23 protein-coding genes are annotated in these 21,623 nt (G+C 65.9%); 19 read left to right on the forward strand and 4 right to left on the reverse strand.

Annotated features, from left to right (window positions below; all coding sequences use genetic code 11):
- The first annotated feature begins 94 nt into the window (after positions 1–94).
- Entirely contained in the window at positions 95–1,456 is a 1,362-nt protein-coding gene (locus tag ACQUSX_RS09770; RefSeq protein ID WP_428906740.1) for a GAF domain-containing protein, read from the forward strand.
- Between the two features lie 18 nt (positions 1,457–1,474).
- Here the strand turns inward: ACQUSX_RS09770 and ACQUSX_RS09775 are convergent, their stop codons facing one another.
- The gene (locus ACQUSX_RS09775) at positions 1,475–2,224 is read right to left on the reverse strand and encodes a FadR/GntR family transcriptional regulator (RefSeq protein WP_428906741.1); all 750 of its coding nucleotides are present in this window, start codon (positions 2,222–2,224) and stop codon (positions 1,475–1,477) included.
- Positions 2,225–2,447: 223 nt separating this feature from the next.
- Here ACQUSX_RS09775 and ACQUSX_RS09780 point away from each other — a divergent pair, with 223 nt between their 5' ends.
- From ACQUSX_RS09780 to ACQUSX_RS09825, 10 genes are all read left to right on the forward strand, one after another.
- Entirely contained in the window at positions 2,448–3,950 is a 1,503-nt protein-coding gene (locus tag ACQUSX_RS09780; RefSeq protein WP_428906742.1) for a 4-hydroxyphenylacetate 3-hydroxylase N-terminal domain-containing protein, read from the forward strand.
- A gap of 48 nt (positions 3,951–3,998) precedes the next feature.
- Entirely contained in the window at positions 3,999–4,784 is a 786-nt protein-coding gene (locus ACQUSX_RS09785; RefSeq protein WP_428906743.1) for an SDR family NAD(P)-dependent oxidoreductase, read from the forward strand.
- A gap of 81 nt (positions 4,785–4,865) precedes the next feature.
- On the forward strand, positions 4,866–5,318 hold the full coding sequence (locus tag ACQUSX_RS09790; RefSeq protein WP_428906744.1) for a RidA family protein: 453 nt from the start codon (positions 4,866–4,868) through the stop codon (positions 5,316–5,318).
- 149 nt (positions 5,319–5,467) lie between these two features.
- The gene (locus tag ACQUSX_RS09795) at positions 5,468–5,938 is read left to right on the forward strand and encodes a flavin reductase family protein (protein WP_428906745.1); all 471 of its coding nucleotides are present in this window, start codon (positions 5,468–5,470) and stop codon (positions 5,936–5,938) included.
- Between the two features lie 46 nt (positions 5,939–5,984).
- Complete coding sequence (locus ACQUSX_RS09800) at positions 5,985–6,728, forward strand: cyclase family protein (protein WP_428906746.1); 744 nt, start codon at positions 5,985–5,987, stop codon at positions 6,726–6,728.
- Positions 6,729–6,791: 63 nt separating this feature from the next.
- Complete coding sequence (locus ACQUSX_RS09805) at positions 6,792–8,054, forward strand: amidohydrolase (protein WP_428906747.1); 1,263 nt, start codon at positions 6,792–6,794, stop codon at positions 8,052–8,054.
- Complete coding sequence (locus tag ACQUSX_RS09810) at positions 8,051–8,533, forward strand: hypothetical protein (RefSeq protein ID WP_428906748.1); 483 nt, start codon at positions 8,051–8,053, stop codon at positions 8,531–8,533. The genes ACQUSX_RS09805 and ACQUSX_RS09810 overlap by 4 nt, the downstream gene beginning before the upstream one ends.
- Positions 8,534–8,577: 44 nt before the next feature.
- Entirely contained in the window at positions 8,578–10,044 is a 1,467-nt protein-coding gene (locus ACQUSX_RS09815; protein ID WP_428906749.1) for a purine-cytosine permease family protein, read from the forward strand.
- A 207-nt stretch (positions 10,045–10,251) separates the two neighbouring features.
- Positions 10,252–11,802 (forward strand): acetaldehyde dehydrogenase ExaC, encoded by a 1,551-nt coding sequence (gene exaC, locus ACQUSX_RS09820; protein WP_428906750.1) that lies wholly within the window; start codon positions 10,252–10,254, stop codon positions 11,800–11,802.
- The gene (locus ACQUSX_RS09825; RefSeq protein WP_428906751.1) at positions 11,802–12,194 is read left to right on the forward strand and encodes a DUF779 domain-containing protein; all 393 of its coding nucleotides are present in this window, start codon (positions 11,802–11,804) and stop codon (positions 12,192–12,194) included. The genes exaC and ACQUSX_RS09825 overlap by 1 nt, the downstream gene beginning before the upstream one ends.
- A 2-nt stretch (positions 12,195–12,196) precedes the next feature.
- Here ACQUSX_RS09825 and ACQUSX_RS09830 read toward each other — a convergent pair whose 3' ends face one another.
- Together ACQUSX_RS09830 and ACQUSX_RS09835 are read right to left on the reverse strand one after the other, a co-directional pair.
- Complete coding sequence (locus ACQUSX_RS09830; protein WP_428906752.1) at positions 12,197–13,345, reverse strand: hypothetical protein; 1,149 nt, start codon at positions 13,343–13,345, stop codon at positions 12,197–12,199.
- Complete coding sequence (locus tag ACQUSX_RS09835; protein ID WP_428906753.1) at positions 13,342–14,268, reverse strand: hypothetical protein; 927 nt, start codon at positions 14,266–14,268, stop codon at positions 13,342–13,344. The genes ACQUSX_RS09830 and ACQUSX_RS09835 overlap by 4 nt, the downstream gene beginning before the upstream one ends.
- 89 nt (positions 14,269–14,357) lie before the next feature.
- On the opposite strand from ACQUSX_RS09835, the gene ACQUSX_RS09840 reads away from it, so the two are divergent.
- The 3 genes from ACQUSX_RS09840 to ACQUSX_RS09850 are packed head-to-tail and all read left to right on the forward strand — an operon-like array spanning position 14,358 to position 15,395.
- A complete protein-coding gene (locus tag ACQUSX_RS09840; protein ID WP_428906754.1) occupies positions 14,358–14,564 on the forward strand; it encodes a type II toxin-antitoxin system VapB family antitoxin in 207 nt (68 codons plus the stop codon).
- The gene (locus ACQUSX_RS09845) at positions 14,561–15,001 is read left to right on the forward strand and encodes a PIN domain-containing protein (RefSeq protein ID WP_428906755.1); all 441 of its coding nucleotides are present in this window, start codon (positions 14,561–14,563) and stop codon (positions 14,999–15,001) included. The genes ACQUSX_RS09840 and ACQUSX_RS09845 overlap by 4 nt, the downstream gene beginning before the upstream one ends.
- A gap of 34 nt (positions 15,002–15,035) precedes the next feature.
- A complete protein-coding gene (locus tag ACQUSX_RS09850) occupies positions 15,036–15,395 on the forward strand; it encodes an avidin-fold protein (RefSeq protein ID WP_428906756.1) in 360 nt (119 codons plus the stop codon).
- Between the two features lie 44 nt (positions 15,396–15,439).
- Here ACQUSX_RS09850 and ACQUSX_RS09855 read toward each other — a convergent pair whose 3' ends face one another.
- Positions 15,440–15,964, reverse strand: a complete 525-nt coding sequence (locus ACQUSX_RS09855) for an Lrp/AsnC family transcriptional regulator (protein ID WP_428906757.1) — start codon at positions 15,962–15,964, stop codon at positions 15,440–15,442.
- A 217-nt stretch (positions 15,965–16,181) separates the two neighbouring features.
- Here ACQUSX_RS09855 and ACQUSX_RS09860 point away from each other — a divergent pair, with 217 nt between their 5' ends.
- The 5 genes from ACQUSX_RS09860 to ACQUSX_RS09880 are packed head-to-tail and all read left to right on the forward strand — an operon-like array spanning position 16,182 to position 21,447.
- On the forward strand, positions 16,182–17,774 hold the full coding sequence (locus ACQUSX_RS09860) for an ABC transporter substrate-binding protein (RefSeq protein WP_428906758.1): 1,593 nt from the start codon (positions 16,182–16,184) through the stop codon (positions 17,772–17,774).
- Between the two features lie 14 nt (positions 17,775–17,788).
- Entirely contained in the window at positions 17,789–18,850 is a 1,062-nt protein-coding gene (locus ACQUSX_RS09865) for an ABC transporter permease (protein WP_428907622.1), read from the forward strand.
- Positions 18,847–19,755, forward strand: a complete 909-nt coding sequence (locus ACQUSX_RS09870) for an ABC transporter permease (RefSeq protein WP_428906759.1) — start codon at positions 18,847–18,849, stop codon at positions 19,753–19,755. The genes ACQUSX_RS09865 and ACQUSX_RS09870 overlap by 4 nt, the downstream gene beginning before the upstream one ends.
- A complete protein-coding gene (locus tag ACQUSX_RS09875) occupies positions 19,752–20,585 on the forward strand; it encodes an ABC transporter ATP-binding protein (RefSeq protein ID WP_428906760.1) in 834 nt (277 codons plus the stop codon). The genes ACQUSX_RS09870 and ACQUSX_RS09875 overlap by 4 nt, the downstream gene beginning before the upstream one ends.
- Positions 20,578–21,447: an ABC transporter ATP-binding protein gene (locus tag ACQUSX_RS09880; protein ID WP_428906761.1), complete on the forward strand. Its 870-nt coding sequence runs from the start codon at positions 20,578–20,580 to the stop codon at positions 21,445–21,447. The genes ACQUSX_RS09875 and ACQUSX_RS09880 overlap by 8 nt, the downstream gene beginning before the upstream one ends.
- Positions 21,448–21,623 lie beyond the last annotated feature (176 nt).

Consider the following 21,623-nt stretch of genomic DNA (forward strand, 5'->3'; position numbering starts at 1 on the left):
ACACTACCAACGCTAGCAAAATGCTGGCACAGGCTGAAGGGCGGTTCTGCGACCTACACTTGACCCCACACCCGTCAGTGCTGATCGGAGTCCCATGGTTGATCACCGTCGCAGGCCGTGGTCTTCAGCGCGCGACGCCTCGCCCGAGGTCTCGCATCTGATCGTCGAGCGCGCGCACGAGGAGCTGGTCGCCGGCAACCTCGACGACCGCCGCCTCGAGCAGGTGCGTCCGCTGATCCGCGCATCGTGGCAGCGCGCCTGGCGCGACCGCGTCGGCGCCGAGGGGCTGCCGCCGCTGGAGTTCACGACCGAGGCGCTCGAAGCGTACCGCTCCGGGCATCCGCTCGCCGGGGCGCTCGAGCTGATCCGCACCCTGCTGCTGCCCGGATCGCCGGAGGACTCGGGCGTGGTCGTCGCGGTCGGCGATCACGCCGGACGGCTGCTGTGGGTGGAGGGCGACCTGCAGCAGCGGATGCTGTCGGGCGAGATGGGGTTCGTCGAGGGCGCGAACTGGTCGGAGGAGAGCATCGGCACCTCGGCGCCGGGCACGGCGCTGACACTGGGCGAGTCCGTGCAGATCCGGCAGGCCGAGCACTACAACCGTCTGGTGCAGCCGTGGTCGTGCACCGCGGCTCCCGTCTTCGACCCCGAGACCCGGCGGATCCTGGGCGTCATCGACGTCACTGGCGGCGACGAGGCGGTGACACCGCAGGCGCGGATGCTGGTGGATGCCACCGCCCGCGCGGTCGAATCCGAGCTGCTGATCTCGCGGTTGAAGGCCCGCGCCGAAGAACCCAGGACACCAAGGCCCAGCGCTCCAGCATCCACTCCCCGCCGCGCCCTGCGCGAGGCGCCGCGGCGCGCGCAGCTGCAGGTGCTGGGTCGCGACCGCGCGCGACTCGATGTGTCGGATGCCCACAGCGAGCGCATCGTCGAGCTCAGCGCTCGCCACGCCGAGATCCTGCTCATGCTCGCCGTGCACCGCCAGGGCCTGTCGGCCGAGCGGCTCGCCGAGCTGGTCTACGGCGAGGGCGCGAGCCCTGACACGCTGCGCCCCGAGATGGTGCGGCTGCGCAAGGTGCTCGAGCGCGTCTCGCCCGACCTCGTGCCGCAGTCACGCCCGTACCGCCTGCCGATGTCGCTCGAGACCGATGCGCAGAACGTGCTCGCGCTGCTCGGCCGAGGCGCGCACCGCGTCGCGCTGTCGGCATACCGCGGGCCGGTGCTGCCCGATTCGGATGCGCCCGGCGTCGTCGAGGTGCGCGAGGGGCTACGCGGGATGCTGCGCGAGACGATGCTCACCGAGGCGAGCATCGAGGTGCTGCTGGCGTACGCCGAGATTCCCGAGGGGGCGTCGGATGCTGAGGTGCTGCGCTTCGGCCTTGAGATGCTGCCCGCGCGCTCGCCCCGCCGCGCCGGGCTGGTGTCGAGGATCGAGAAGCTCGAGGCGGGTTGATCTGATCGGCTGATGTTGCTACGCGTGCAGGCTGGGGGCTGACTTCTCGAGCTTTGAGATGCCCTTCTTGATCCACTTCGTCAAATGGTCGGTCAGCAGGGTCTCAGCCTTGTCAGCATCGCCGTCTCGAATCGCGAGGAAGATGTCGAGATGCTCCTTGGCGAGCTTTCGGCGACGGGCCGGCCAGTTCTTGGCAGTGACGGTCGCTGCTTCGATCAATCGAGACAACGCGGAACGGCAGCCCTCGATCACCAACGTCCCGAATTCATTGTCTGCAGCGATGACGACCGCGAGGTGGAAGGAGACGTCGAGCTCGTCAAACTGCTCCGGTGAAAGACGATCGTCCTGCATGCGCGCGACGATCTCCTCAAGCACGGAGGCAAGCAGCGGAGCAGAGTTCTTGGTTGCTTCTCTGATGGCCCACCGCGAGTACACAGTGAGAATGTCAGCCACGCTCTTGAGGTCGACGTGCCGAAGCGCGAGGTGGAAGCGGAAGAGATACGCGAGGCTGTCCGTCGCGGGTGTCTCTCGCAACGTGATGCCGTGGCCTGTTCCACGTTGAACGTCCACCACTCCAAGCGCCTCAAGTACACGGAGAGCCTCACGTATCGAAGGCCGTGACGCATTCAGTTGCACGGCCAAATCGCGTTCGGAGGGCAAACGATCGCCGGGCGAATACTCACCTGCGGCAATGGCGCTTTCCAGTTGATCGAGGACCTCTTCGAAAGCGCGTCGACTGCTGCGCTGATCAATCGTGGGACCTGTCATATTTCTCTCAGAACCTGAACTTTCGCGAAGGGTAACTGAGACCCCACTGACGACGTAGCAACCGTTCCATAACTGTACATGTGCGCGTGGCACTTTCGGCCGCCCGAGACCAGCGGCCCTCGAGATTCGAAAAAAGGGTTGACACTCTGCTTCCGGCTCCCGTATGGTCAGACCATTGCCATCTAGGTAAGACCAACCGAGAATCCAATGGAGGAGATCTCACATGTCAGCAGACCGAGCGAAAGCTGTCGCCGCCGCAAGCACCGAGGTCACGACGACGACCTCCCCGCACCTGCTCACCGGCGCTCAGTACAAGGACAGCCTTCGGGACGGTCGTCGGATCGTGTACCAGGGCGAAGAAATCACCGACGTGCCGAACCATCCACTCTTCAAGAACTCGGTGGATCTCTGGGCCGAGCTCTACGATGCCCAACATCGCCCCGAGACGGCCGATGTGACCACCTATTTCGACGCGGAGCTCGGCGAACGAGTCAGCACCGCCTGGCTCGTGCCACGTGATCGCGATGATCTCGACACCCGTCGCAGACTGCTCGAGTTCAGCACCGACCGCACCCTCGGGGTGTTTGGTCGTCCGCCGGACTACGGACCTACGCTGGCGATGGGCTTTTTGTCGGCGAGCCATCTGATCGAGCAGACCGAACCGGACGCCCCTGGGAAGATCCTCGACTTCGTCAACTTCGCCCGCGAGCGCAACTTGCTCAGCACAGACGTGATCGCCGACGCCCAGGCGGACCGCACTCTCGCCACCGCCGAAATGCCCGGCCGCCTGCGATGCGTCGAGGAGCGGCCAGACGGCATCGTCGTCTATGGCGTGAAACCGGCAGCATCCGGAGCCACGATCGGGCACTGGGGCGGCATTGCAACGCTGCTGAGCCCCGGTACCGACCCCGAGGCGACGATATGGGCGTATGTGCCGGTGAACTCACCGGGGCTCTCGTTCGTTCCCCGCGAGGGCACTCTCACGGGCATGGAGAACCGTGAGGACCATCCGCTGGACGCGCAGGGCGAAGAAGTGGACGCGTTCATGTTCTTCGACCACGTGTTCATCCCACGGGAACGACTGTTCAGCTTCCGCAATCCGCGTACGCTGCCGCTCTATCTCGATGTGGCGGTCTTCCCACAGTGGGCGATCCTCGCACGAATGGCGCGACGTGCGAAGATCTTCGCCGCGACGGCCCAGCTCATCGTCGACATCCTCGGAACGGCAAGCATCCCCGCAGTGCGCGCAGTCGTGGCCGAGGTGTTCGCGTACGCCGCTGCGCTCGAATCGTTTGTGCTCGCAGCCGAGGACAAGGGCTCGCTGACGCCACACGGCATCTACGTCCCGGATCGCACGATGGTGACCGCGGGGCGACTGCACGCAACCGCGAACCTGCCGAACATCATGCAGATCCTGCGAGAGCTGTGCGGTCAGGGGTTGGTCAGCCGGGTCACTGCGAAGGACCTTGAGCATGAGCAGATCGGGGCCTGGGTTGACGAATTCCTGCCTGGGCACAACATCTCGGCCCGAGGCAAGAACAAGTTCATGAACTTCGTGTGGGATCTGACCAGCAGCGCACATGCGTCACGAGTGAACCTGTTCGAGAACGTGAACTCGACACCGCCGCCGGCGATCCGCCAGCAGTTGTACCAGGCGTACGACCCATCACAGCAGGTGAAGAACCTCACGTCATTCATCGGACTCGAGTTCACGAACGAGTCCTGACCCAACTGAATACCCATCAACCCACGAAGAAGTGGAAAGCAGGCTGAAATGGATTTGAACCTTGGTGGTAAGACGGCGATCGTCACCGGTGCAAGCGACGGCATCGGGCGTGCCATCGCCCTAGAACTGGCCAGCGAAGGCGTCAACGTCGTCGCTGTGGCCCGCGGCGAGCAGAAGCTGCAAGCGCTGGAGGCAGCCGGAAAGGAACTCGCCGGTCAGCTGACGACGCTGCAGATGGATTGCACGACTGAAAGCGCCGGAAAGGACATCGTCGCGACGGCGCTCGAACGGTTCGGACGGATCGACATCCTCGTGAACAACGTCGGCAACGGACGAGTCGATCGTGACTGGAGCACGCCCGACGAGGTGTGGCTCGACACGATGAACACCAACCTGTACAGCGCCGTGCGCATCACGCGGGAGTGCGTGCCACACCTCCGCATGAACCCGGGCGCGAGCATTGTGAACATGTCTTCGATCAGCGCTCACAGTGGGCTGGCGAACATGGGCGACTACAACGCATCCAAGGCGGGCTTGTCGATGTGGTCGAAGACCATCTCGCGCGAGCTCGCACCGGACATCACTGTCAACGCGGTCTGCCCCGGCTTCATCAGGACGCCGTTGTGGGACGATCTCGCCAGTCAGCTCACCGGCGCCGTCGGTGACACCGTCGACGAGGTGTACGACTCCACAGCGCAAGGTATTCCGATGCTGCGTTACGGAACGCCTGAAGAGGTGTCCGGCCTGTGCGCATTCCTAGTGTCGAACCGAGCGCGCTTCATCACCGGAGCGACTCTGAACATCGATGGCGGCTACATGCAGTTCGGCTTCTGAGTCGCGAACCGACCCTGCGTGCGCCTGCGCGTCCTGCGATGGGCAGGCGCACGCCACACACACGAATCTAAGGACAGCTTCATGAACAACGACGCACTCACCTGGCCCCCCGCCCGCCGCATCATGCCCGAGGGTCTGTACGCATGGACCATGCCCGTCAGCTTCTCACAGGGCTGGGTCTGCGGTCCGCTGCTGTTTGTCGGCGGACAGATCGCCACCGGTGACCCTGGCGTCGCCGTGGCTTCGGACGATATCGAAGAGCAGACCAGGATCGTGTTCGAGAACATCGGCAAGGTTCTGGAAGAAGCCGGCACCAGCTTCAAACACCTGGTGAAGTTCAACACCTACTACGTGTTCGACGGGCCCGATGACGAATTGCAGGAGTACTGGGAGAAGATGACCCGCGTGCGCTTGCAGTATCTGCCGTCCCCCGGACCAGCCGGGACCGCGGTGCGAGTATCCGGTCTGGCGTATCCTGGGCTGCTTCTGGAAGTCGAGGCCATCGCCTACGACCCATCACTGGTGCAATCATGACCGTGACAGCAGGGCTCGGAGCCGAAGTCGACTGGGACTGGAACTTTCTAGCCGAGTTGGACCAGGTCTTCGATCGCGGTCCCCTGACCGAGTCATCTCATGCGGTGCGGAACTCACCGCTGATATCAGTCGATGAGTTCCGTGCCGCAATGGGCTCCCTCGCCGGCAGCCCGCTTCTGGTCAGCGCCTGGGTTGACGGCCGCCCCTGGGCGATGACGGTGAGCGCGTTCAGCTCGATCTCGGCCACACCTCCGCTGGTGATGGTTTCGCTGACCAACACGACGAAGGTGTGCCACCAGATACTCAAGACCAAGCGGTTGGGCATCTCGGCACTCAGCACTGACCAGGAGCACCTCGCACGGCGCTGTGGAACGCCGGGCACCTCAAAGTTCGTAGACGACATCTGCATCGAGCCGACCCCAGGAGGGAGCCACGGCGAGCCGGCGATTCGAGACGCTGTGTTCAACCTCGCGTGCTCAGTCGTTCAGACCGTCCCGGTCGCCGATCACGTGCTCATCATCGGTGCGATCCAGCGTTCGCAGATGAATGCTCCAGAGGGCGCCAGACCCCTCCTGTACCACGACCGCAATTACTGGTCACTGACGCCCAACGGTGGTTGACCGCTGTTGGCATCCATGCATCCACCTCACGACGAAGGAATAGTCCATGACTGAACACCGCTCTCCAGAACTGCCGCGCAAGGGTGCGAAGCTGTTGCGCAAGCCATATCGGCTTGTGGATCTGACCAACGAGATCTACCAGGGCATGCCCATCTATCCCGTGCACCAGAAGCCCTACATCATGGTCAATCACACGCATGCTGAGTCGGTGGAGCGACTCGGCGCTCAGATGCCGTTCAGGTCGCACAACCTGCTCATGAGCGAGCACACCGGCACTCATACCGACGCCATCTTCGAGTACGACGAGCACGGACCCTCGCTCAGCGAGAGCCCGCTGGAGTTCTACTACGGACCTGCGATCTGCTGGGACGTGTCGCATGTGCGCTACCCCGACTACATCACCGCGGATGTGCTGCGTGAGGCCGAAGCTAGGGCGGACGTCAAGATCCGGGAGGGTGACATCGTTCTGTTGTACACCGGTCACAATGAGCGCACCTGGCCACGTGATGAATACCTCAAGAACTACACCGGGCTCAGCACCGACGGGGCCGAGTGGCTCGCAGAGCGCGGCGTGATCAACATCGGCATCGACGGTGTATCCATTGACCACTATGAAAGCACCGACGACCGAGCTCATGTCGTCTGCGGCAGGTATCAGATCGTCAACACCGAGGGGCTGGCGAATCTGGGTGCCGTGAAGGGAATGCGGTTCCAGTTCCATGGACTGCCGTTGCGCATCCGTAACGGCACAGGGTCGCCCGTGCGTGCCGTCGCTGTGCTGACCGAGTAGTCACCAGTTCTCACCGTTCACCTCCCTATCAGGGCAGACCCGTCCAGCAGAGAAGAGATCAGCATGACCGCACTCACCGCCGCAGAGCAGAGCGAATACACGGAGGAGCTGCAGCAGTGGCTCCACGACATGTACAAGCATCTGCATCGCACGCCGGAGTTGTCGATGCAGGAGGTGAAGACCTCGGCTTTCGTCCATGCTCAACTGGAGGAGCTGGGATTCGAGGTGTTCTATTGTGCCTGGACGGGCGTGGTCGGGGTTCTCCGTAACGGCGCTGGACCTGTAGTCGGCTTTCGGGCTGACCTGGACGGGCTGCCCGTGCTCGAGGACACCGACCTCGAGTACGCGAGCACCGCGCACGCCGCTGCGCCGGATGGTGGGCAGGTGCCCCTCATGCATGCCTGCGGCCATGATGTGCACATCACCTGTGCGCTCGGGGCCGCGAGAGTGCTGAGTGAGACACGCGATGACTGGTCAGGGACCGTGGTCCTCCTCTTCCAACCCGGCGAGGAAACGGGGCAGGGGGCACGGGCGATGATCGAGGACGGACTGTGGGAAAGGACCCCGCACCCCGAGGTCATCTTCGCGCAGCACGTGTGGCCGATGCACGCGGGAACGCTGAAGGTCGCCAGCGGACCGGCGATGGCACTGTCGGACAGCTGGAGAGTCACAGTTCACGGTCGTGGTGGGCATGCTTCCCGTCCCGATGAGACGATCGATCCGGTCGTGCTTGCCGCTCACATGATCGTGCGCACGCAGAGTGTTGTCAGCCGCGAGGTGCATCCCCTGGCTCCGGCCGTCGTGACGATCGCGACCATCCAGGCAGGCACCAAGGAGAACATCATCGCTGGTTCAGCGGAGTTCACCGTGAACGTCAGATCGCTGGACCAAGACGTGCGGGCGAGACTACTGGCCGCGTTGCGCCGCGTCTACGCCGCAGAGGCGATGGCATCCGGCGCACCTGAGCCGAAGATCGACGTGACCTACGAATTTCCACTGCTGTACAACGACCCGCAGAGCACCGCAGCCCTTCGCGAGGCATTCGTCGCTGTCTTCACAGACGATCGCGTCGGTGAAGCCGCACCCCAGCTGGGAAGCGAGGACTTCGGCCTGCTGCCGGAAGGAGCGGGCGCTGCCGGGGTCTACTGGCTACTGGGCGGGATGTCGGATGAGGTGATGGCCCGACCGGATGTTCCTTCGAACCACTCGCCGCGCTTCGCCCCGGTGCTTGAGCCGACAATCCGAACAGGAGTGCTCGCCGCGGTGACGGCGATGCGCTCAAGTCTGGCGCCTCCCGCGGCAGAAGTCGCACGGGGCGAAGCATGAGCAGAGATGGGCAGATTCCCGTTCCCCTGCCCGTGGCGCTGAGCAAGCTGCTGTCGGGTGTGCCCACAATCGGTGCTGCTGAGCGCGCCGTGCTGTTGATGACTACCGACGAAGAACTGTTTCCGCACGCGTGCCTGCTCTCACGGGCACAGATCAAGATCGAAGGCAATGCAATCCGCATCGTCGTGACCAGCCGTTTCAGCGCCGACAATCTGCGGCGCACAGGTCGCGCCACTCTCATCGTGGGTGATGAGAAGCACCTGCATTCCTGCAAACTTCTCTGCGAATCGGTCGATGACTCCGTCCGAGGCTTGACCGCCTTCTCACTCTCCCTGCGCTGGCACAAGGCAGATGGGGGAGGGGCGGTGCTGACCCCACTCTCCTTCATCGTCGATGACGGTGCACCGGAGCGGGAGCGATGGGACGAGTGCACCGATGTGCTGGAGATGAGGAACGCCGTCGGATGGTCCGGGGCGTGAACTGAGAGGCCCGTGTCTCCCGGTCGGAAAGGGAGCGAACATCAATGGTGATGAAGAGCAACTCTGAAACGATGGAGTCATCGTCGCGGCTGGGGGTGGAGACCCGAGGGATTGAACACGTCCCAGAAAGTCAGCGACACGGCACGATCGCGAGGTTCGCTTCGGTCTGGGTGGGAGCACAGCTGTCGTTCAACGTGATCATCCTCGGATGGTTGCCCGCGTCGTTCGGTCTGACGTTCTGGGAGAGCGCTACCTGCATCACAGCAGGTCTCCTGGTGGGTCTCATCTTCTACGGGCCTTTCGCTCTACTCGGATTTCGCGGTGGAACGAACAGCTCCACGGCCAGTGGGGCTGTCTTCGGTGTGGTCGGCAGACTCATCGGATCGATCTTCAGCGTCGTGGTTGCCTTGGCGTTCTTCGCCCTCGTCGTATGGTCGGGTGGCGCTGCGTTGGTGAGTGTGCTCGCCCGACTCTTCGGGACCACCTCGTCAGATCTGGCCCTCGTCGTCTGTTTCGCTTTGATGGGATCGATCACGATTCTTCTGGCCGTCTATGGCTTCGCTTGGGTCGTGCGGGTGCAGGTGTGGATCAGCATCCTCGTCGGCGCTGCGATCGCGGTCGGCTTCTTCGCTCTGGCCGGAACGTTCCAGGACGCAGCACAGGGTCAGCTGGTGGTGGCGGGCAACCCAACGGGCACGTGGATGCTCGGAGCCCTCATCGCGTTCTCGGTCCCGATCTCCTACGGTCCTTTCGTCGGCGACTATTCGCGCTACTTGTCAGAGACGAGGTACACCGGGCGTCAAGTCGTGGCAGCCAACACGATCGGCATGTTCGTCGGATGCTGGGCGGTCATGCTCTTCGGAGCCTTCATCGGGGCTGCGTCCTCAATCGAGCTCGGGCCAGTTGATGGGCTGGTCTCGGCGTCTCCGAACTGGTTCCTGGCTCCGATTCTCATGATCGCCCTTGTCGGTACGCTCGCGCAGGGAGCTCTCGCACTTTATGGAACCGGATTGGACATCGCCTCGATCTTCCCGGGCGTGAGACGCTGGAAGGCGACTCTGGTTGTCGGTCTCGTCGGTGTGGGGCTGGTGTACTTCGGGCAGTTCGTCTGGTCGGTCATCGACCTGGTCAATGACTTCGTGATGATCTTGAGTTTCGTCATCTCTCCGTGGATGCTGATCTGCCTCATCGGGGTGGCCAGACAGGGTTGGCGGTTCGACGTCGAAGACCTTCAGGTGTTCAACGATCGTCGTCGTGGCGGCAGGTACTGGTATCGCAACGGATGGGAGCCGAGGGCAGTCGTCGCTTGGTTGGGTGGTGTGACATTCGGCATGCTTTTCAGCCCCGCGGCCAGCTTTCCCGGACCGTTGGCGGGGGTCTTCGGGGGAGTCGATGTCAGTGTCGTCGGTTCCCTGCTGACCGGAGGAGCCATCTACCTGCTGCTGTTGAAACTGACGCCGCTGCCTCGAGCGTCGGCCCATGCCTTCGAGGTCGCATCTGAAAGACGCTGAACAGCGAACCACTCGGCGGCGCTGCGTTCCGCCGAGTGGTTCGCCTCGGGTCTGACACGTCGTTTCTGCGGCTGGATGCGTCGCAGAATCTTTCGCGTGGAGCCGGTCGCAACCCGATGCAACGACCTGCAACGTCGTGCGACGTATCTTCGAGCACATCGGACGGCACCGACGCCGCCCCGAACGTCACCGTCGAAGGAGACACACATGACCATCGTCGAAGAGACCGTGTCGACCGCCTACGCGGCACCCGGAACATCAGGCGCCATCGCCAACTATCGCCCCCGCTACGGCCACTACATCGGCGGCGAGTTCGTCGAACCGGTGAAGGGCCAGTACTTCGAGAACATCAGTCCGGTCAACGGCAAACCGTTCACCGAGATCGCCCGCGGCACCGCCGAAGACATCGACCGCGCGGTCGACGTCGCCTGGAAGGCGTTCACGAGTTGGGGCAAGACCAGCCCGGCCGAGCGCGCGGTGGTGCTGAACAGGATCGCCGATCGCATGGAGCAGCACCTCGAGCAGATCGCCGTCGCCGAGACCTGGGAGAACGGCAAGCCCGTGCGCGAGACGCTCGCCGCCGACATTCCCCTCGCGATCGACCACTTCCGCTACTTCGCCGGCGTGCTGCGCGCGCAGGAGGGCGGCATCAGCCAGCTCGACGAGAACACCGTCGCGTACCACTTCCACGAGCCGCTCGGTGTGGTCGGCCAGATCATCCCGTGGAACTTCCCGATCCTGATGGCCGTGTGGAAGCTGGCTCCGGCGCTCGCCGCCGGCAACTGCATCGTGATGAAGCCGGCCGAGCAGACACCGGCATCCATCCTCTTCCTGTTCGAGATCGTCGGCGACCTGCTGCCGGCGGGCGTCGTCAACATCGTGAACGGCTTCGGCATCGAGGCAGGGGCCCCGCTCGCGCAGCACAAGCGCATCCGCAAGGTCGCGTTCACAGGCGAGACCACCACGGGCCGGCTGATCATGCAGTACGCCTCGCAGAACCTCATCCCGGTGACGCTCGAGCTCGGTGGCAAGTCGCCCAACGTCTTCTTCGAAGATGTCGCCCGGTCGACGAACGACCCGTACTACGACAAGGCGCTCGAAGGCTTCACGATGTTCGCCCTCAACCAGGGTGAGGTCTGCACCTGCCCGTCGCGGGCGCTGGTCCAGGCATCCATCTACGACGGCTTCCTCTCCGACGGACTCGAGCGCGTCGGCAAGATCATCCAGGGCAACCCGCTGGATCGGAACACGATGATCGGCGCGCAGGCCTCGAACGACCAGCTTGAGAAGATCCTCAGCTACATTGACATCGGCAAGCAGGGCGGCGCGCGGCTGCTCACCGGCGGAGAGCGCGTCGACTTGGGCGGTGACCTCAGCGAGGGTTACTACGTCGCTCCGACGGTGTTCGAGGGTACCAACGACATGCGCATCTTCCAGGAGGAGATCTTCGGACCCGTGCTGTCGGTGACGAGCTTCACCGACTTCGACAACGCGATCGGCATCGCCAACGACACGCTCTACGGTCTGGGCGCGGGTGTCTGGAGCCGCAGCGGTGACACGGCCTACCGTGCCGGCCGCGCGATCGAGGCGGGCCGGGTGTGGACCAACACCTACCACCAGTACCCGGCGCACGCCGCCTTCGGCGGGTACAAGCAGTCCGGCATCGGCCGCGAGAACCACCGCATGATGCTCGACCACTACCAGCAGACGAAGAACCTGCTCGTGTCGTACGCCGAGGGTCCGATGGGCTTCTTCTGATGTCCGATCAGCCATCGAGGGTCGCCGTGTCCGAGGACGCGGCGGCCCTGCTGCGGCAGCTGACCGCGCAGCACGGGCCGCTGATGTTCCACCAGTCGGGCGGATGCTGCGACGGCTCATCGCCGATGTGCTATCCGATCGGCATGTTCATCACCGGTGCCAGTGACGTGCGTCTCGGCGCACTCGAGGTCCCGGGGCTCGATCCGATCGAGGTGTACATGTCGGAGTCGCAGTTCGAGTACTGGAAGTACACGCACCTCACGATCGACGTCGTCGAGGGACGCGGCGCCGGGTTCAGCGTCGAGGGCCCGACCGGCAAGCGGTTCCTGATCAGGTCGCGGATGCTGGATGCGATCGAACTGGAAGAGCTCGGTCTCGCTCCGCAGGGGTGATGTCACCCCCTGAGCAGCGGGAACACGATGTTCTGGAAGATCATGAAAGCGATGAAGACGGCGCCGATGATCACGATGCCCGAGGTGCTGCGCTTCAGGCGCCGACCTTCGGGGGCGACACCGGCGGGCGGTGCGAGCATGCCGGCCGGGGGTGCGAAGGGCAGGTTGGGCTCCGCTGCTGCGACGGCGGGCTGCGCCGTGGCATCCGCTCGCGCTTGCCGCAGCCGCTCGTCTCGCCACCGCGCCCACTGATCGAACTTCGTGAGCACGGCGCCGACGGCGCCGAACAGCCAGGCCCAGGTCGCCGGATCGGTCGTCGATGCGGGGCGCTGCATGTACAGGAACATCCAGTCGTCGACGATCTCGACATCCAGCTGGGCGGCGTGATCGATGAAGCGCGCCATGATGTCGGGCGTGAACAGGTACAGCGCATCGGCCTCGTAGCCCTCGGGGCAGTACAGCGTGAAGTGCTGATCGAAGTCGCCCTCGAGCGAGAGGCGCTGGTCGCGCCGGAACGACGTCGGCAGGTTGCTGCCGAGACCGTTGTTGCCCCTGGCGTCGAGCACGATGTTCGGCAGGGGCACGTCGAGCTTCACCGCCACGTAGCCCCAGCGGTGGGTGCTGCGGTTCTTGCCCGACCCGGTCGTGTACTCGTAGTTCCCGAACTCGACGAAGCGCGGCTCAGATCCGCGGACGAGCGCACTGGACTGCCTGTTGGAGCCCTGCTGGAAGATCAGTCCCGGCAGAGCGGGGGACGCCAGCTGATCGATGTACGTCATGCCGTTCGCACTCGCGAACCGGGCGATGCGATAGCGCTGCACGCGCCTTCGCCGCCAGGCCATGATCACGCCCGCGATGATGAGCGCGATGACGACGATGACGCTGACCGGAATCAGCAGCGTGAGCCGGCTCATCTCGCCGCGACCCACGCCCGAGCCGATCACGGCGAACATCGTGCCGCCTACGCCGATGAAAATCACCGCCGCGAACGCCGCGATGAGGATCGTGAACACCAGCGCGACCGTCTGCCCTGACGAGCGCGGATACCGCGCTCTGCGCTCGCGCCAGAACGCGCTCACGGCCCGCGGGTCGACCGGAGCCGTCAGCGGACGCGCGTCGAACGTCGTCCCGGCAGGGCGGGGAGTCGTCACCGATTGATCCCGTCGGCCCGCCAGCTCAGGTCGGCGTCCGCCGGGATCGGCTCGGCTTCGAGTCGAGGATCCGCGCAGATCGCGGCGACGAGATCGGCGGACCCCGCGACGATCGTCGAGTCGAAGTCGATCTCGCTCACCATCGTCCAGGCGTGATCGGCGGGCCAGACGATGTTCGGATGCTGCGCCGAAGGCGGGAACCCGTGGGCTTCGCCGGGTCCGTCGCGCCACGGCGCGTCGAGCACCCAGTTCGGGTCGGCGAAGGCGGCCGGCGGCGCGGAGAACAGCACGTACTCGCGGCCGGGCAGCTCGAGCTGCGGGCCCTTCGACACCTCGTCCGGCAGGATGCCCGGCTGCCAGGTCGGCTTGCGGAAGACGTTGTTGAACGGATCGTGGATGCTGCGCGCCAGCATCTGCTCGTGACGGGCATCCGCCCCCGGGTTTACGCCCGGCTCGCCGTCGTCGCCTTGGAACGTGATGAACGTGCGCGCCGGCGTCTCTCCGAAGAACCCGAGCAGGCCACCGTAGCCGGACCAGACGGCGGCGACCCCGTCATCCGGGGTGCCGGTGTGCGCGCTGAGGTGGGCGGCGATGTGTGCGAGCATCTGCGGCTCGATCTCGCCCTCCATCGGCGCCGAGAATTCGCGCCCGTCGGGCGCATTGCGGGTGTGCCACTGTTCCTCGTGCGGGGTGCGCACCAGACTCTGCCATTGGGCGAGCGGATGCATGATGGTGCCGAACGCGGATGCCGCATCCGACCAGGTCGCCGGCCGGTCGTCGTACTGCGAGCGCACGGATGCCGGGTGGAACACCCGCGCATAGGCGGCGAAGCCGCGCGGCACGACACCGTGCATCGTGTCGAAGCTGCCGTCGAGCCGTGCACGCAGCCACTCGCCCCGCGAGACGTCGGCGATCCACTCCATGGGCTCCACGGTACCTGGAGCCCGCGCGCGCCGACGTCGGATTTGAGATATATAATGGGACGACACGGGATATATCGATTGGGGATGCCATGACCAAGACGCTCATCGACATCGATGACGAGCTGCTCGCACGCGTCATGGCGCTGACCGGCGCGAGCACGAAGAAGGCGGCCGTCAATGAGGCGCTCGCTCAGGCCGCGCGGCGCGGTGCGGCACTCGGGTACGTCGATCTGCTGCGCGGTGGGGCGGCGATCGAGCTCGACCGTCGGGACGTCGTCGACGGCGCACAGCGGTGAGGCTCATCCACCTGGTCGACAACTCCGTGCTGCAGCGCGTGCACCGATCGCCAGAGGTCGCTGCAGCATTGGTCGCCCTGCTGGAGACCGGCGACCTCGGCGGCTGCCTGCCCCAGCTGCTGGAAGAGGGCTATTCGGCGCGCTCCGCGGATGAGCACGATGCGATCATCGGGTCGAACCGTGCGGCCAAGATCTTCCTTCCTCCCGACGCGCGCATCGCGGCGCTTGCCGTCGACTTGCAGAAGAGGTTGTTCGAGGAGGGGATGGGTCGATCGGTGAGTGTCAGCGACCTGCAGATCGCGGCCACCGCGATCTGCCACAGCAGCGCTGACCAGCGGGTCATCGTGGTGCACTACGACGCCGATTTCGAGAACGTCGCCCGAGTCCGGACGGACTTCGCCCACCGATGGGTCGTGCCGCGCGGCACGGTGGAATGAACGGCATCCCCTGCCGCCCGGCCATAATCGAGAGGTGACTGCGACTCAGACCCTGCCCTCGCTCGACGGGCGCACCTTCAAGATGCTCTCCTCGACCACCTCGGCGGTGGACCCCGATGCACCGAGCACCTTCCGCTACTTCGAGCGCGACGGGGTGATCTGGGGCGACTACGTCGGCGACACCGTCACCTTCGGGCGCTGCGTCGGAACCCGCACCGGCGACACGATCAACGTGTCGTTCGTGCACGTGCTGGTCGCCACCGGTGAGGTCGTCAGCGGCACCGGGGTCAGCGAGATCGAGCGCGACGACGACGGGATGCTGCGCCTCATCGAGCGCTACGAGATGCACGGTGCCCCGCAGCTCAGCATCTGCGCGGAGGTCGCAGCGGCCTGACGGGCCGCGTCACGGCATCCGATTCCGGGCCACCGGCATCCGATTCAGCGCGGCGGGAGCGTGTCGCGACCCGCCGTCGCCGGCGTCCACCGCGTCATGCCCAGCGGCACCTCCAGGCTGCGCTCGGGCAGGTCGGTGGGCAGCACGTAGGGGCGCCGGATCACCTCGTCGAGAACGACGACACTGACCACGGTGCGCACCTCGGGCAGCTGCGCGATCACGCCGGTCGAGAACTCATGCACCCCGCTGACGTCGGTCGCCCGGATGAGCAGCATCGCGTCGTGCTCGCCGGTGGTCACCGCGCAGTACTCGACATCGGGCATCTCGGTCAGTCGTTCGCGGAACGAGGACCACGCCTGCGGGTAGACGGTGACGAAGATCATCGCTCCGATCGACAGCCCGGCCCGGGCGGGGTCGACCCGTGCGCTGAACCCGGTGATCACGCCGTCGGCCACGAGCGCCTCGACGCGGGTGTATGCGTTGGCGCGCGAGATGCCGATCTTCTCGGCCAGTGCGGCGATCGAGATCCGTCCGTTCTCGCGCAGCAGATCGAGGATTCGGTAGGACACCGGATCGAGTGCGGTGGCACTTCGTCCAGAATCACGAGCGTGATCCGCATCAGAGCTGGACATTCTGCATCCTGACCTCCACTTACTCGACAAACCTTGTCTGTATGACGCTTTGTCATTGGACAGATCGTCGCACATCATGGGAATGTGAACACGGTCCGTCCACGTCGGACGTTTCCGGACTCTCCCGAATCCATCCCTGCCAATGGAGGTATCCATGCTGTCGACGTCGCGCAAGTCGGCGATCGCCCTCGGAGCGGTCGCGCTCCTCGCCATCACCGGCTGCTCGGGAGGAAACTCCGCGAACAACAGCGGTGAGGGCTCGAATGCTGCGGGTGGCTCGCTTGTCATCGACACCGCCTTCTCGGTCGAGACCGCCGACCCCGGGCACAGCTACGACCCGACCGGCAACATGCTCGCCAAGGCGATCTACGAGACCCTGGTCGACTTCAAGGGCTCGGACGTGTCGACGCCGATCCCCGGCCTCGCGTCGTGGGAGGCGAACGAGGGCGCCACCGAGTTCACCTTCACGCTGGAGGACGGCCGCGTCTTCTCGGACGGCTCGCCGATCGAGGCGAAGGACGTCGTCTTCTCGCTGCAGCGCATCCAGGGCATGGTCGACGCGAAGCCGAACTTCCTCCTGACGGGTGTGCAGATCGAAGAGGTGGATGCCGAGACGATCCGCTTCACGACCGAGACTCCGCTGCTGCAGCTGCCCGCGATCCTCGCCAACCCCGCGCTCGGCATCGTCAACTCCGACGTCGTCATCGAGAACGGCGGAACCACCGACGGCACCGACACGGCGCAGAAGTTCCTGGACGGCACCTCGGCCGGTTCCGGCCCGTTCGTGCTCGACACGCTCGACCTCAGCTCGCAGATCGTGCTGAAGGCCAACGAGGAGTACAACGGCGACGAGGAGCCCGCCTTCGACCGCGTTGTGATCCGCAACGTCAGCGAGAGCGCCACCCAGCTCGCCAACCTCAAGGGCGGCGACTCCATGGTCGCCATGGACCTCAACGGCGATCAGGTCGCCGGGCTCGGCGATGACCTCAAGGTCGACTCGGTGCCCTCCGGCCAGACGATCTTCCTGCTGCTCAACCAGTCCTCCGACGTCGCCGGCGACCTCGCCGACGTGAAGCTCGCCGAGGGCATCCGCTACGCCCTCGACTACCCCGCGCTGCTCGAGCTCGCCGGCGCAGGTTCCGTCCAGGCCACCGGCGTGATCCCGCCCGGATTCGAGGGCGCACTGCCCGAGGGCGTCACGCAGGACCTCGACAGGGCCAAGGCCGCGCTCGCCGAGGCCGGTTACACCGGCCAGCCCCTCAAGCTGCAGTTCCCGAACGACTACCCGGTCGGCGGCGTCGAGTTCACCCCGCTCGCCGAACGCATCCAGGCGCAGCTCGAGGATGCCGGAGTGAACGTCGAACTGGCGCCGGCGCCGTTCGCCACCGAGCTCGACGCGTATGTCAACGGCACGGAGGGCTTCGGCCTCTGGTTCTGGGGTCCGGACTACGCGGACTCGGCGAACTTCCTGCCCTTCGGCCCCGGCCTGAAGGTCGGCCTGCGCTCCGGCTGGGCCGCCGAGGCGAACCCCGAGATCGCGGGACTTGCCGCAGGAGCGGCCAGCGCCACTGATCCCGCACAGCGCACGGACGCATTCACCGCGTTCGCGGAGGCAATGCAGGCCGAGGGCCTGTTCGTGCCGATGATCGTTCCCGGCCGCAACATCGCCACCTCGGCCCAGGTCGACGGAGCCGTGTACAACTCGGTGTGGGAGATGGACATCGCCGAGATCACGCCCGCCGGCTGAGTGGCACTCGGATGATGTCGACAGTGGCTGTGCGGACACAGGCACAGCGCAAGAAGTCGCCCCTCGCGGGATATCTGCTGCGCCGCGCCGGCACATCGGTGCTGCTGCTGATCGGCGTCACCATCGTGACGTTCCTCCTCACAAACCTGGTGCCCGGAGACCCTGTCTCCGCGGCACTGGGTGAGGGGGCGTCGCAGAATCCTGAGACCCGTGAGGCCTTCATCAAGGCCCACGGGCTCGACCAGCCCCTGTTCGTGCAGTACTTCATCTACATGGGCAACCTGCTGCGCGGCGACCTCGGCACCTCCCTGGTCACAGGACGGCCCGTCACCGCGGACCTCGCCACCGCGGTGCCGGCCACCATCGAGATCGCGATCTGTGCGATCATCCTCAGCCTCGCCGTCAGCCTGGTGCTCGGCACACTCGCCGCGTACCGCCGCGGCCTGGTCACCGATCAGATCGTGCGCGTGGTCACCCTGATCGGTCTGAGCGTGCCGACGTTCTGGCTCGCGCTGGTCAGCTTCTACGTCTTCTTCCTCAACCTGGGCATCGCGCCGGGCTCGGGCCGCATCTCGCCGTCGATCATCCCGCCGCCGCGCGTGACCGGGCTGTACACGATCGACTACCTGCTGAACGGCGACGGTGTGGGCTGGGCCGACGCCATGGCTCACCTCGCGCTGCCGGTGATGGTGCTGTCACTGGTGACGATCGGCCTGCTGACCCGCTTCATCCGCACCTCCGTGCTCGAAGTGCTGGCCAGCGACTATGTGCGCGCCGCACGCGCGAAGGGCCTGCCCGCGATGCGGGTGGTCATCGACTACGTGCTGCGCGGCGCGGCGCTTCCCGTGCTCACGGTGGTCGGCGTCGCCTTCGGCGCCCTGCTGTCGGGCACCGTGCTCGTCGAGTCGGTGTTCGCGTGGCCGGGCCTCGGCACCTACGCGTACAACTCGGCCGCCAACCTCGATCTCCCAGGGATCATGGGCGTCGGCCTGGTGGTCGGCGTCATCTACCTCGTCATCAACTTCGTCGTCGACCTGCTCTACGGAGTGCTGGATCCGAGAGTGAGGATCGCATGAGCGCCGCCCGAGAACCGCGCATGCCGATGCGACTGAAGCTGCGCTGGCCCCGCGCCTGGCGCACGCCGCTGGGTGTCATCGGCACCGTCATCGCGGCCGCCTGGATCGTGATCGCTTTCACCGCGCAGTGGTGGGTGCCCTACCCCCCGAACGCGCAGGTGCTGCCACGCCTGCAGGCGCCTGGCATCGAGACGCTGCTGGGCACCGACGGCAACGGGCGCGACATCTTCTCGCGGCTGATGACCGGCGCAACGGTGACGATCCCGCTCGCGCTGACCCTGGTGATCGCGGCCCTGCTCATCGGCGCGACCATCGGCGCGCTGGCCGGCTATTTCGGCGGCTGGATCGACGAGACGCTGATGCGCATCACCGACCTGTTCATGGCGTTCCCCACCGTGATCCTCGCCATGGTCGTGGCCGCATCGCTCGGCCCGTCGCTGTTCAACGCGGTGATCGCGGCCGTCGTGGTGTCCTGGCCGCAGTACTCACGTGTCACGCGCAGCATCGTTCTGTCGCTGCGCGGACAGAACTACGTGATCGCCGGCCGGCTGCTCGGTCACTCTCCGGCGCGCACGCTGATCGTGGACATCCTGCCGAACATCGCCGGCCCGCTGCTGGTGCTGGCCACGCTCGACATCGGCGCCGCCATCCTGCTGCTGTCCGGTCTGTCGTTCCTGGGCCTCGGCGCCCAGCCGCCGATGGCGGAGTGGGGTTCGATGATCTCGTCTGCGATGCAGAACTTCGACGCGTGGTGGCTCGGGGTGTTCCCTGGGCTCGCGATCCTCACCGTGGTGCTCGCCTTCAACTTCCTCGGCGATGCGCTGCGCGACGTGCTCGACCCGACCGCCGAGGTCACGCATGAGAAGCAGAGCGAACTGGCCGCATCGAGCGGAGGTGCCGCATGAGCATCCTCGACATCCGCGACCTCACCGTCGACATCGGGCGGCCTCTCGTGAAGGGTCTGTCGCTGCAGCTCGAAGCCGGGCGCATCCACGGTCTGGCGGGCGAGTCCGGGTCGGGAAAGACCCTCACGGCGATGGCGGTGCTCGGTCTGCTGCCCCGGCACGCCCGCACCGGCGGTTCGATCCGACTGGGAGACACCGAGCTGCTCGGACTGCGCCGCCGTCAGCTGAACCGCATCCGGGGTCGTCGCATCGCGATGATCTTCCAGGACCCGTCGGCATCCCTGCACCCGCAGCTGCCCGTCGGGCGCCAGCTCACCGACCACATGAAGGTGCACCTCGGGCTGAAGGGGACCGCCGCGCGTGCGCGCGCCGTCGAACTGCTCGAGCGGGTGCAGGTGCCGAACCCCGACGCGGCGCTGCGGCGCTACCCGCACCAGTTCTCGGGCGGACAGCGTCAGCGCATCGCAATCGCCTGCGCGCTGGCCTGCGACCCCGAGGTGCTGCTGGCCGACGAGCCCACTACCGCGCTGGATGTGACCGTGCAGGCGGGCATCCTGACGCTGCTGCGCGAGCTCGCCGACGAGCGGCACCTGGCCGTGCTGCTGGTCACGCACGATCTCGGCGTGATGAGCGCGATCGCCGATGAGGTCGCCGTCATGAAGGACGGGCGCCTCGTCGAGCACGCCGAGCGCGCAGCGCTGTTCCGCGACCCGCAGCACGAGTACACCCGACAGCTGCTCGCTGCGCTGCCTGGCTCGAGCATCGAAGAACCTGGCTCGAGCATCGAAGAACCCGGCTCGAGCATCGAAGGAGACGATCAGGATGCCTGACGCCGTGCTCACGCCCGACACCGGAGCCGCACCCGTGGTGCTCGACGCGCAGAACGTCGTGGTGCGCTACCCGGGCAACCCGCCCGTTGTCGCCGTGAACGATGTGTCGATGCAGGTGCATGCCGGCGAGACGGTGGCCCTGGTCGGCGAGTCCGGCAGCGGGAAGTCGAGCCTGGCTCGCGCGGCGGTCGGCATCGAGAAGCTCGCCGGCGGAAGCGCCCGCTTCCTCGGCGCCGAGGTCACCCCGCTGCGGGTGCGTCGACGTCCGCGGCCTCTCACGGGCATCCAGATGGTGTTTCAGGATCCGTCGACGTCGCTGAACCCGCGCCGGCGCGTGGGCGACCAGATCGCCGACGGGATCGCGACCGCGAAGACGCGCGGAGCCGAGGGCTCGCGCGTCGAGGAATGGCTCGAGAAGGTCGGCCTGCCCGCGAGTGCGGTCACGAAGTTCCCGCATCAGTTCTCGGGTGGGCAGAAGCAGCGCATCGCCATCGCGCGGGCCCTTGCCGCGCGACCGCAGCTGCTGGTGGCCGACGAGCCGATCTCGGCGCTGGACGCGTCGACGCAGACCAGCGTGGCGGCGCTCATGCGCGACCTCGTGAAGGAGGCGGGCGCGGGGATGCTGTTCATCTCGCACGACCTCGCCGTCGTCCGGCGCATCGCAGACCGCACCTTCGTGATGTTCTCGGGGCGCGTGCTCGAGTCAGGCCCGACCGAGGCGCTGTGGACCGATCCGCAGCATCCGTACACCCGTGCGCTGCTTGCGGCGATCCCGGAGCCGGATGGCGCAGGCCGGATTCCTGCGGCGCCGGATGCTGCTGAGCGCGCGATCTGGGCGGACGTGCCCGCCGTCGTGCGCTGACGCCACCCGCGCATCTGTTCCGGGCGTTCCGGGACGCGTTCGCGACGCGCCCGGATCTCCGGTAGACTCCTGTGGTTGTCTGCCCTCCGGCATCCATTCGGGATGCCCTGGACGGACGACGTGCACAACACCCTCCTGCTTCCGGGAAAGTCCCGGGAGCCGTTCTAGTCCGAAGG

The organism is Microbacterium alcoholitolerans (genome assembly GCF_050408615.1).
GTDB lineage: Bacteria > Actinomycetota > Actinomycetes > Actinomycetales > Microbacteriaceae > Microbacterium.

Excerpts from the sequence above, each read along its gene's own strand:
- ACQUSX_RS09865 (WP_428907622.1), top strand. The coding sequence starts at position 17,789 with ATGTCGACAGTGGCTGTGCGGACACAGGCACAGCGCAAGAAGTCGCCC.
- ACQUSX_RS09825 (WP_428906751.1), top strand. The coding sequence starts at position 11,802 with ATGTCCGATCAGCCATCGAGGGTCGCCGTGTCCGAGGACGCGGCGGCC.
- ACQUSX_RS09860 (WP_428906758.1), top strand. The coding sequence starts at position 16,182 with ATGCTGTCGACGTCGCGCAAGTCGGCGATCGCCCTCGGAGCGGTCGCG.
- ACQUSX_RS09775 (WP_428906741.1), bottom strand. The coding sequence starts at position 2,224 with ATGACAGGTCCCACGATTGATCAGCGCAGCAGTCGACGCGCTTTCGAA.
- ACQUSX_RS09880 (WP_428906761.1), top strand. The coding sequence starts at position 20,578 with ATGCCTGACGCCGTGCTCACGCCCGACACCGGAGCCGCACCCGTGGTG.
- ACQUSX_RS09875 (WP_428906760.1), top strand. The coding sequence starts at position 19,752 with ATGAGCATCCTCGACATCCGCGACCTCACCGTCGACATCGGGCGGCCT.
- ACQUSX_RS09800 (WP_428906746.1), top strand. The coding sequence starts at position 5,985 with ATGACTGAACACCGCTCTCCAGAACTGCCGCGCAAGGGTGCGAAGCTG.
- ACQUSX_RS09805 (WP_428906747.1), top strand. The coding sequence starts at position 6,792 with ATGACCGCACTCACCGCCGCAGAGCAGAGCGAATACACGGAGGAGCTG.
- ACQUSX_RS09810 (WP_428906748.1), top strand. The coding sequence starts at position 8,051 with ATGAGCAGAGATGGGCAGATTCCCGTTCCCCTGCCCGTGGCGCTGAGC.
- ACQUSX_RS09770 (WP_428906740.1), top strand. The coding sequence starts at position 95 with ATGGTTGATCACCGTCGCAGGCCGTGGTCTTCAGCGCGCGACGCCTCG.
- ACQUSX_RS09870 (WP_428906759.1), top strand. The coding sequence starts at position 18,847 with ATGAGCGCCGCCCGAGAACCGCGCATGCCGATGCGACTGAAGCTGCGC.
- exaC (WP_428906750.1), top strand. The coding sequence starts at position 10,252 with ATGACCATCGTCGAAGAGACCGTGTCGACCGCCTACGCGGCACCCGGA.
- ACQUSX_RS09780 (WP_428906742.1), top strand. The coding sequence starts at position 2,448 with ATGTCAGCAGACCGAGCGAAAGCTGTCGCCGCCGCAAGCACCGAGGTC.
- ACQUSX_RS09790 (WP_428906744.1), top strand. The coding sequence starts at position 4,866 with ATGAACAACGACGCACTCACCTGGCCCCCCGCCCGCCGCATCATGCCC.
- ACQUSX_RS09835 (WP_428906753.1), bottom strand. The coding sequence starts at position 14,268 with ATGGAGTGGATCGCCGACGTCTCGCGGGGCGAGTGGCTGCGTGCACGG.
- ACQUSX_RS09785 (WP_428906743.1), top strand. The coding sequence starts at position 3,999 with ATGGATTTGAACCTTGGTGGTAAGACGGCGATCGTCACCGGTGCAAGC.
- ACQUSX_RS09815 (WP_428906749.1), top strand. The coding sequence starts at position 8,578 with ATGGTGATGAAGAGCAACTCTGAAACGATGGAGTCATCGTCGCGGCTG.
- ACQUSX_RS09840 (WP_428906754.1), top strand. The coding sequence starts at position 14,358 with ATGACCAAGACGCTCATCGACATCGATGACGAGCTGCTCGCACGCGTC.
- ACQUSX_RS09795 (WP_428906745.1), top strand. The coding sequence starts at position 5,468 with ATGGGCTCCCTCGCCGGCAGCCCGCTTCTGGTCAGCGCCTGGGTTGAC.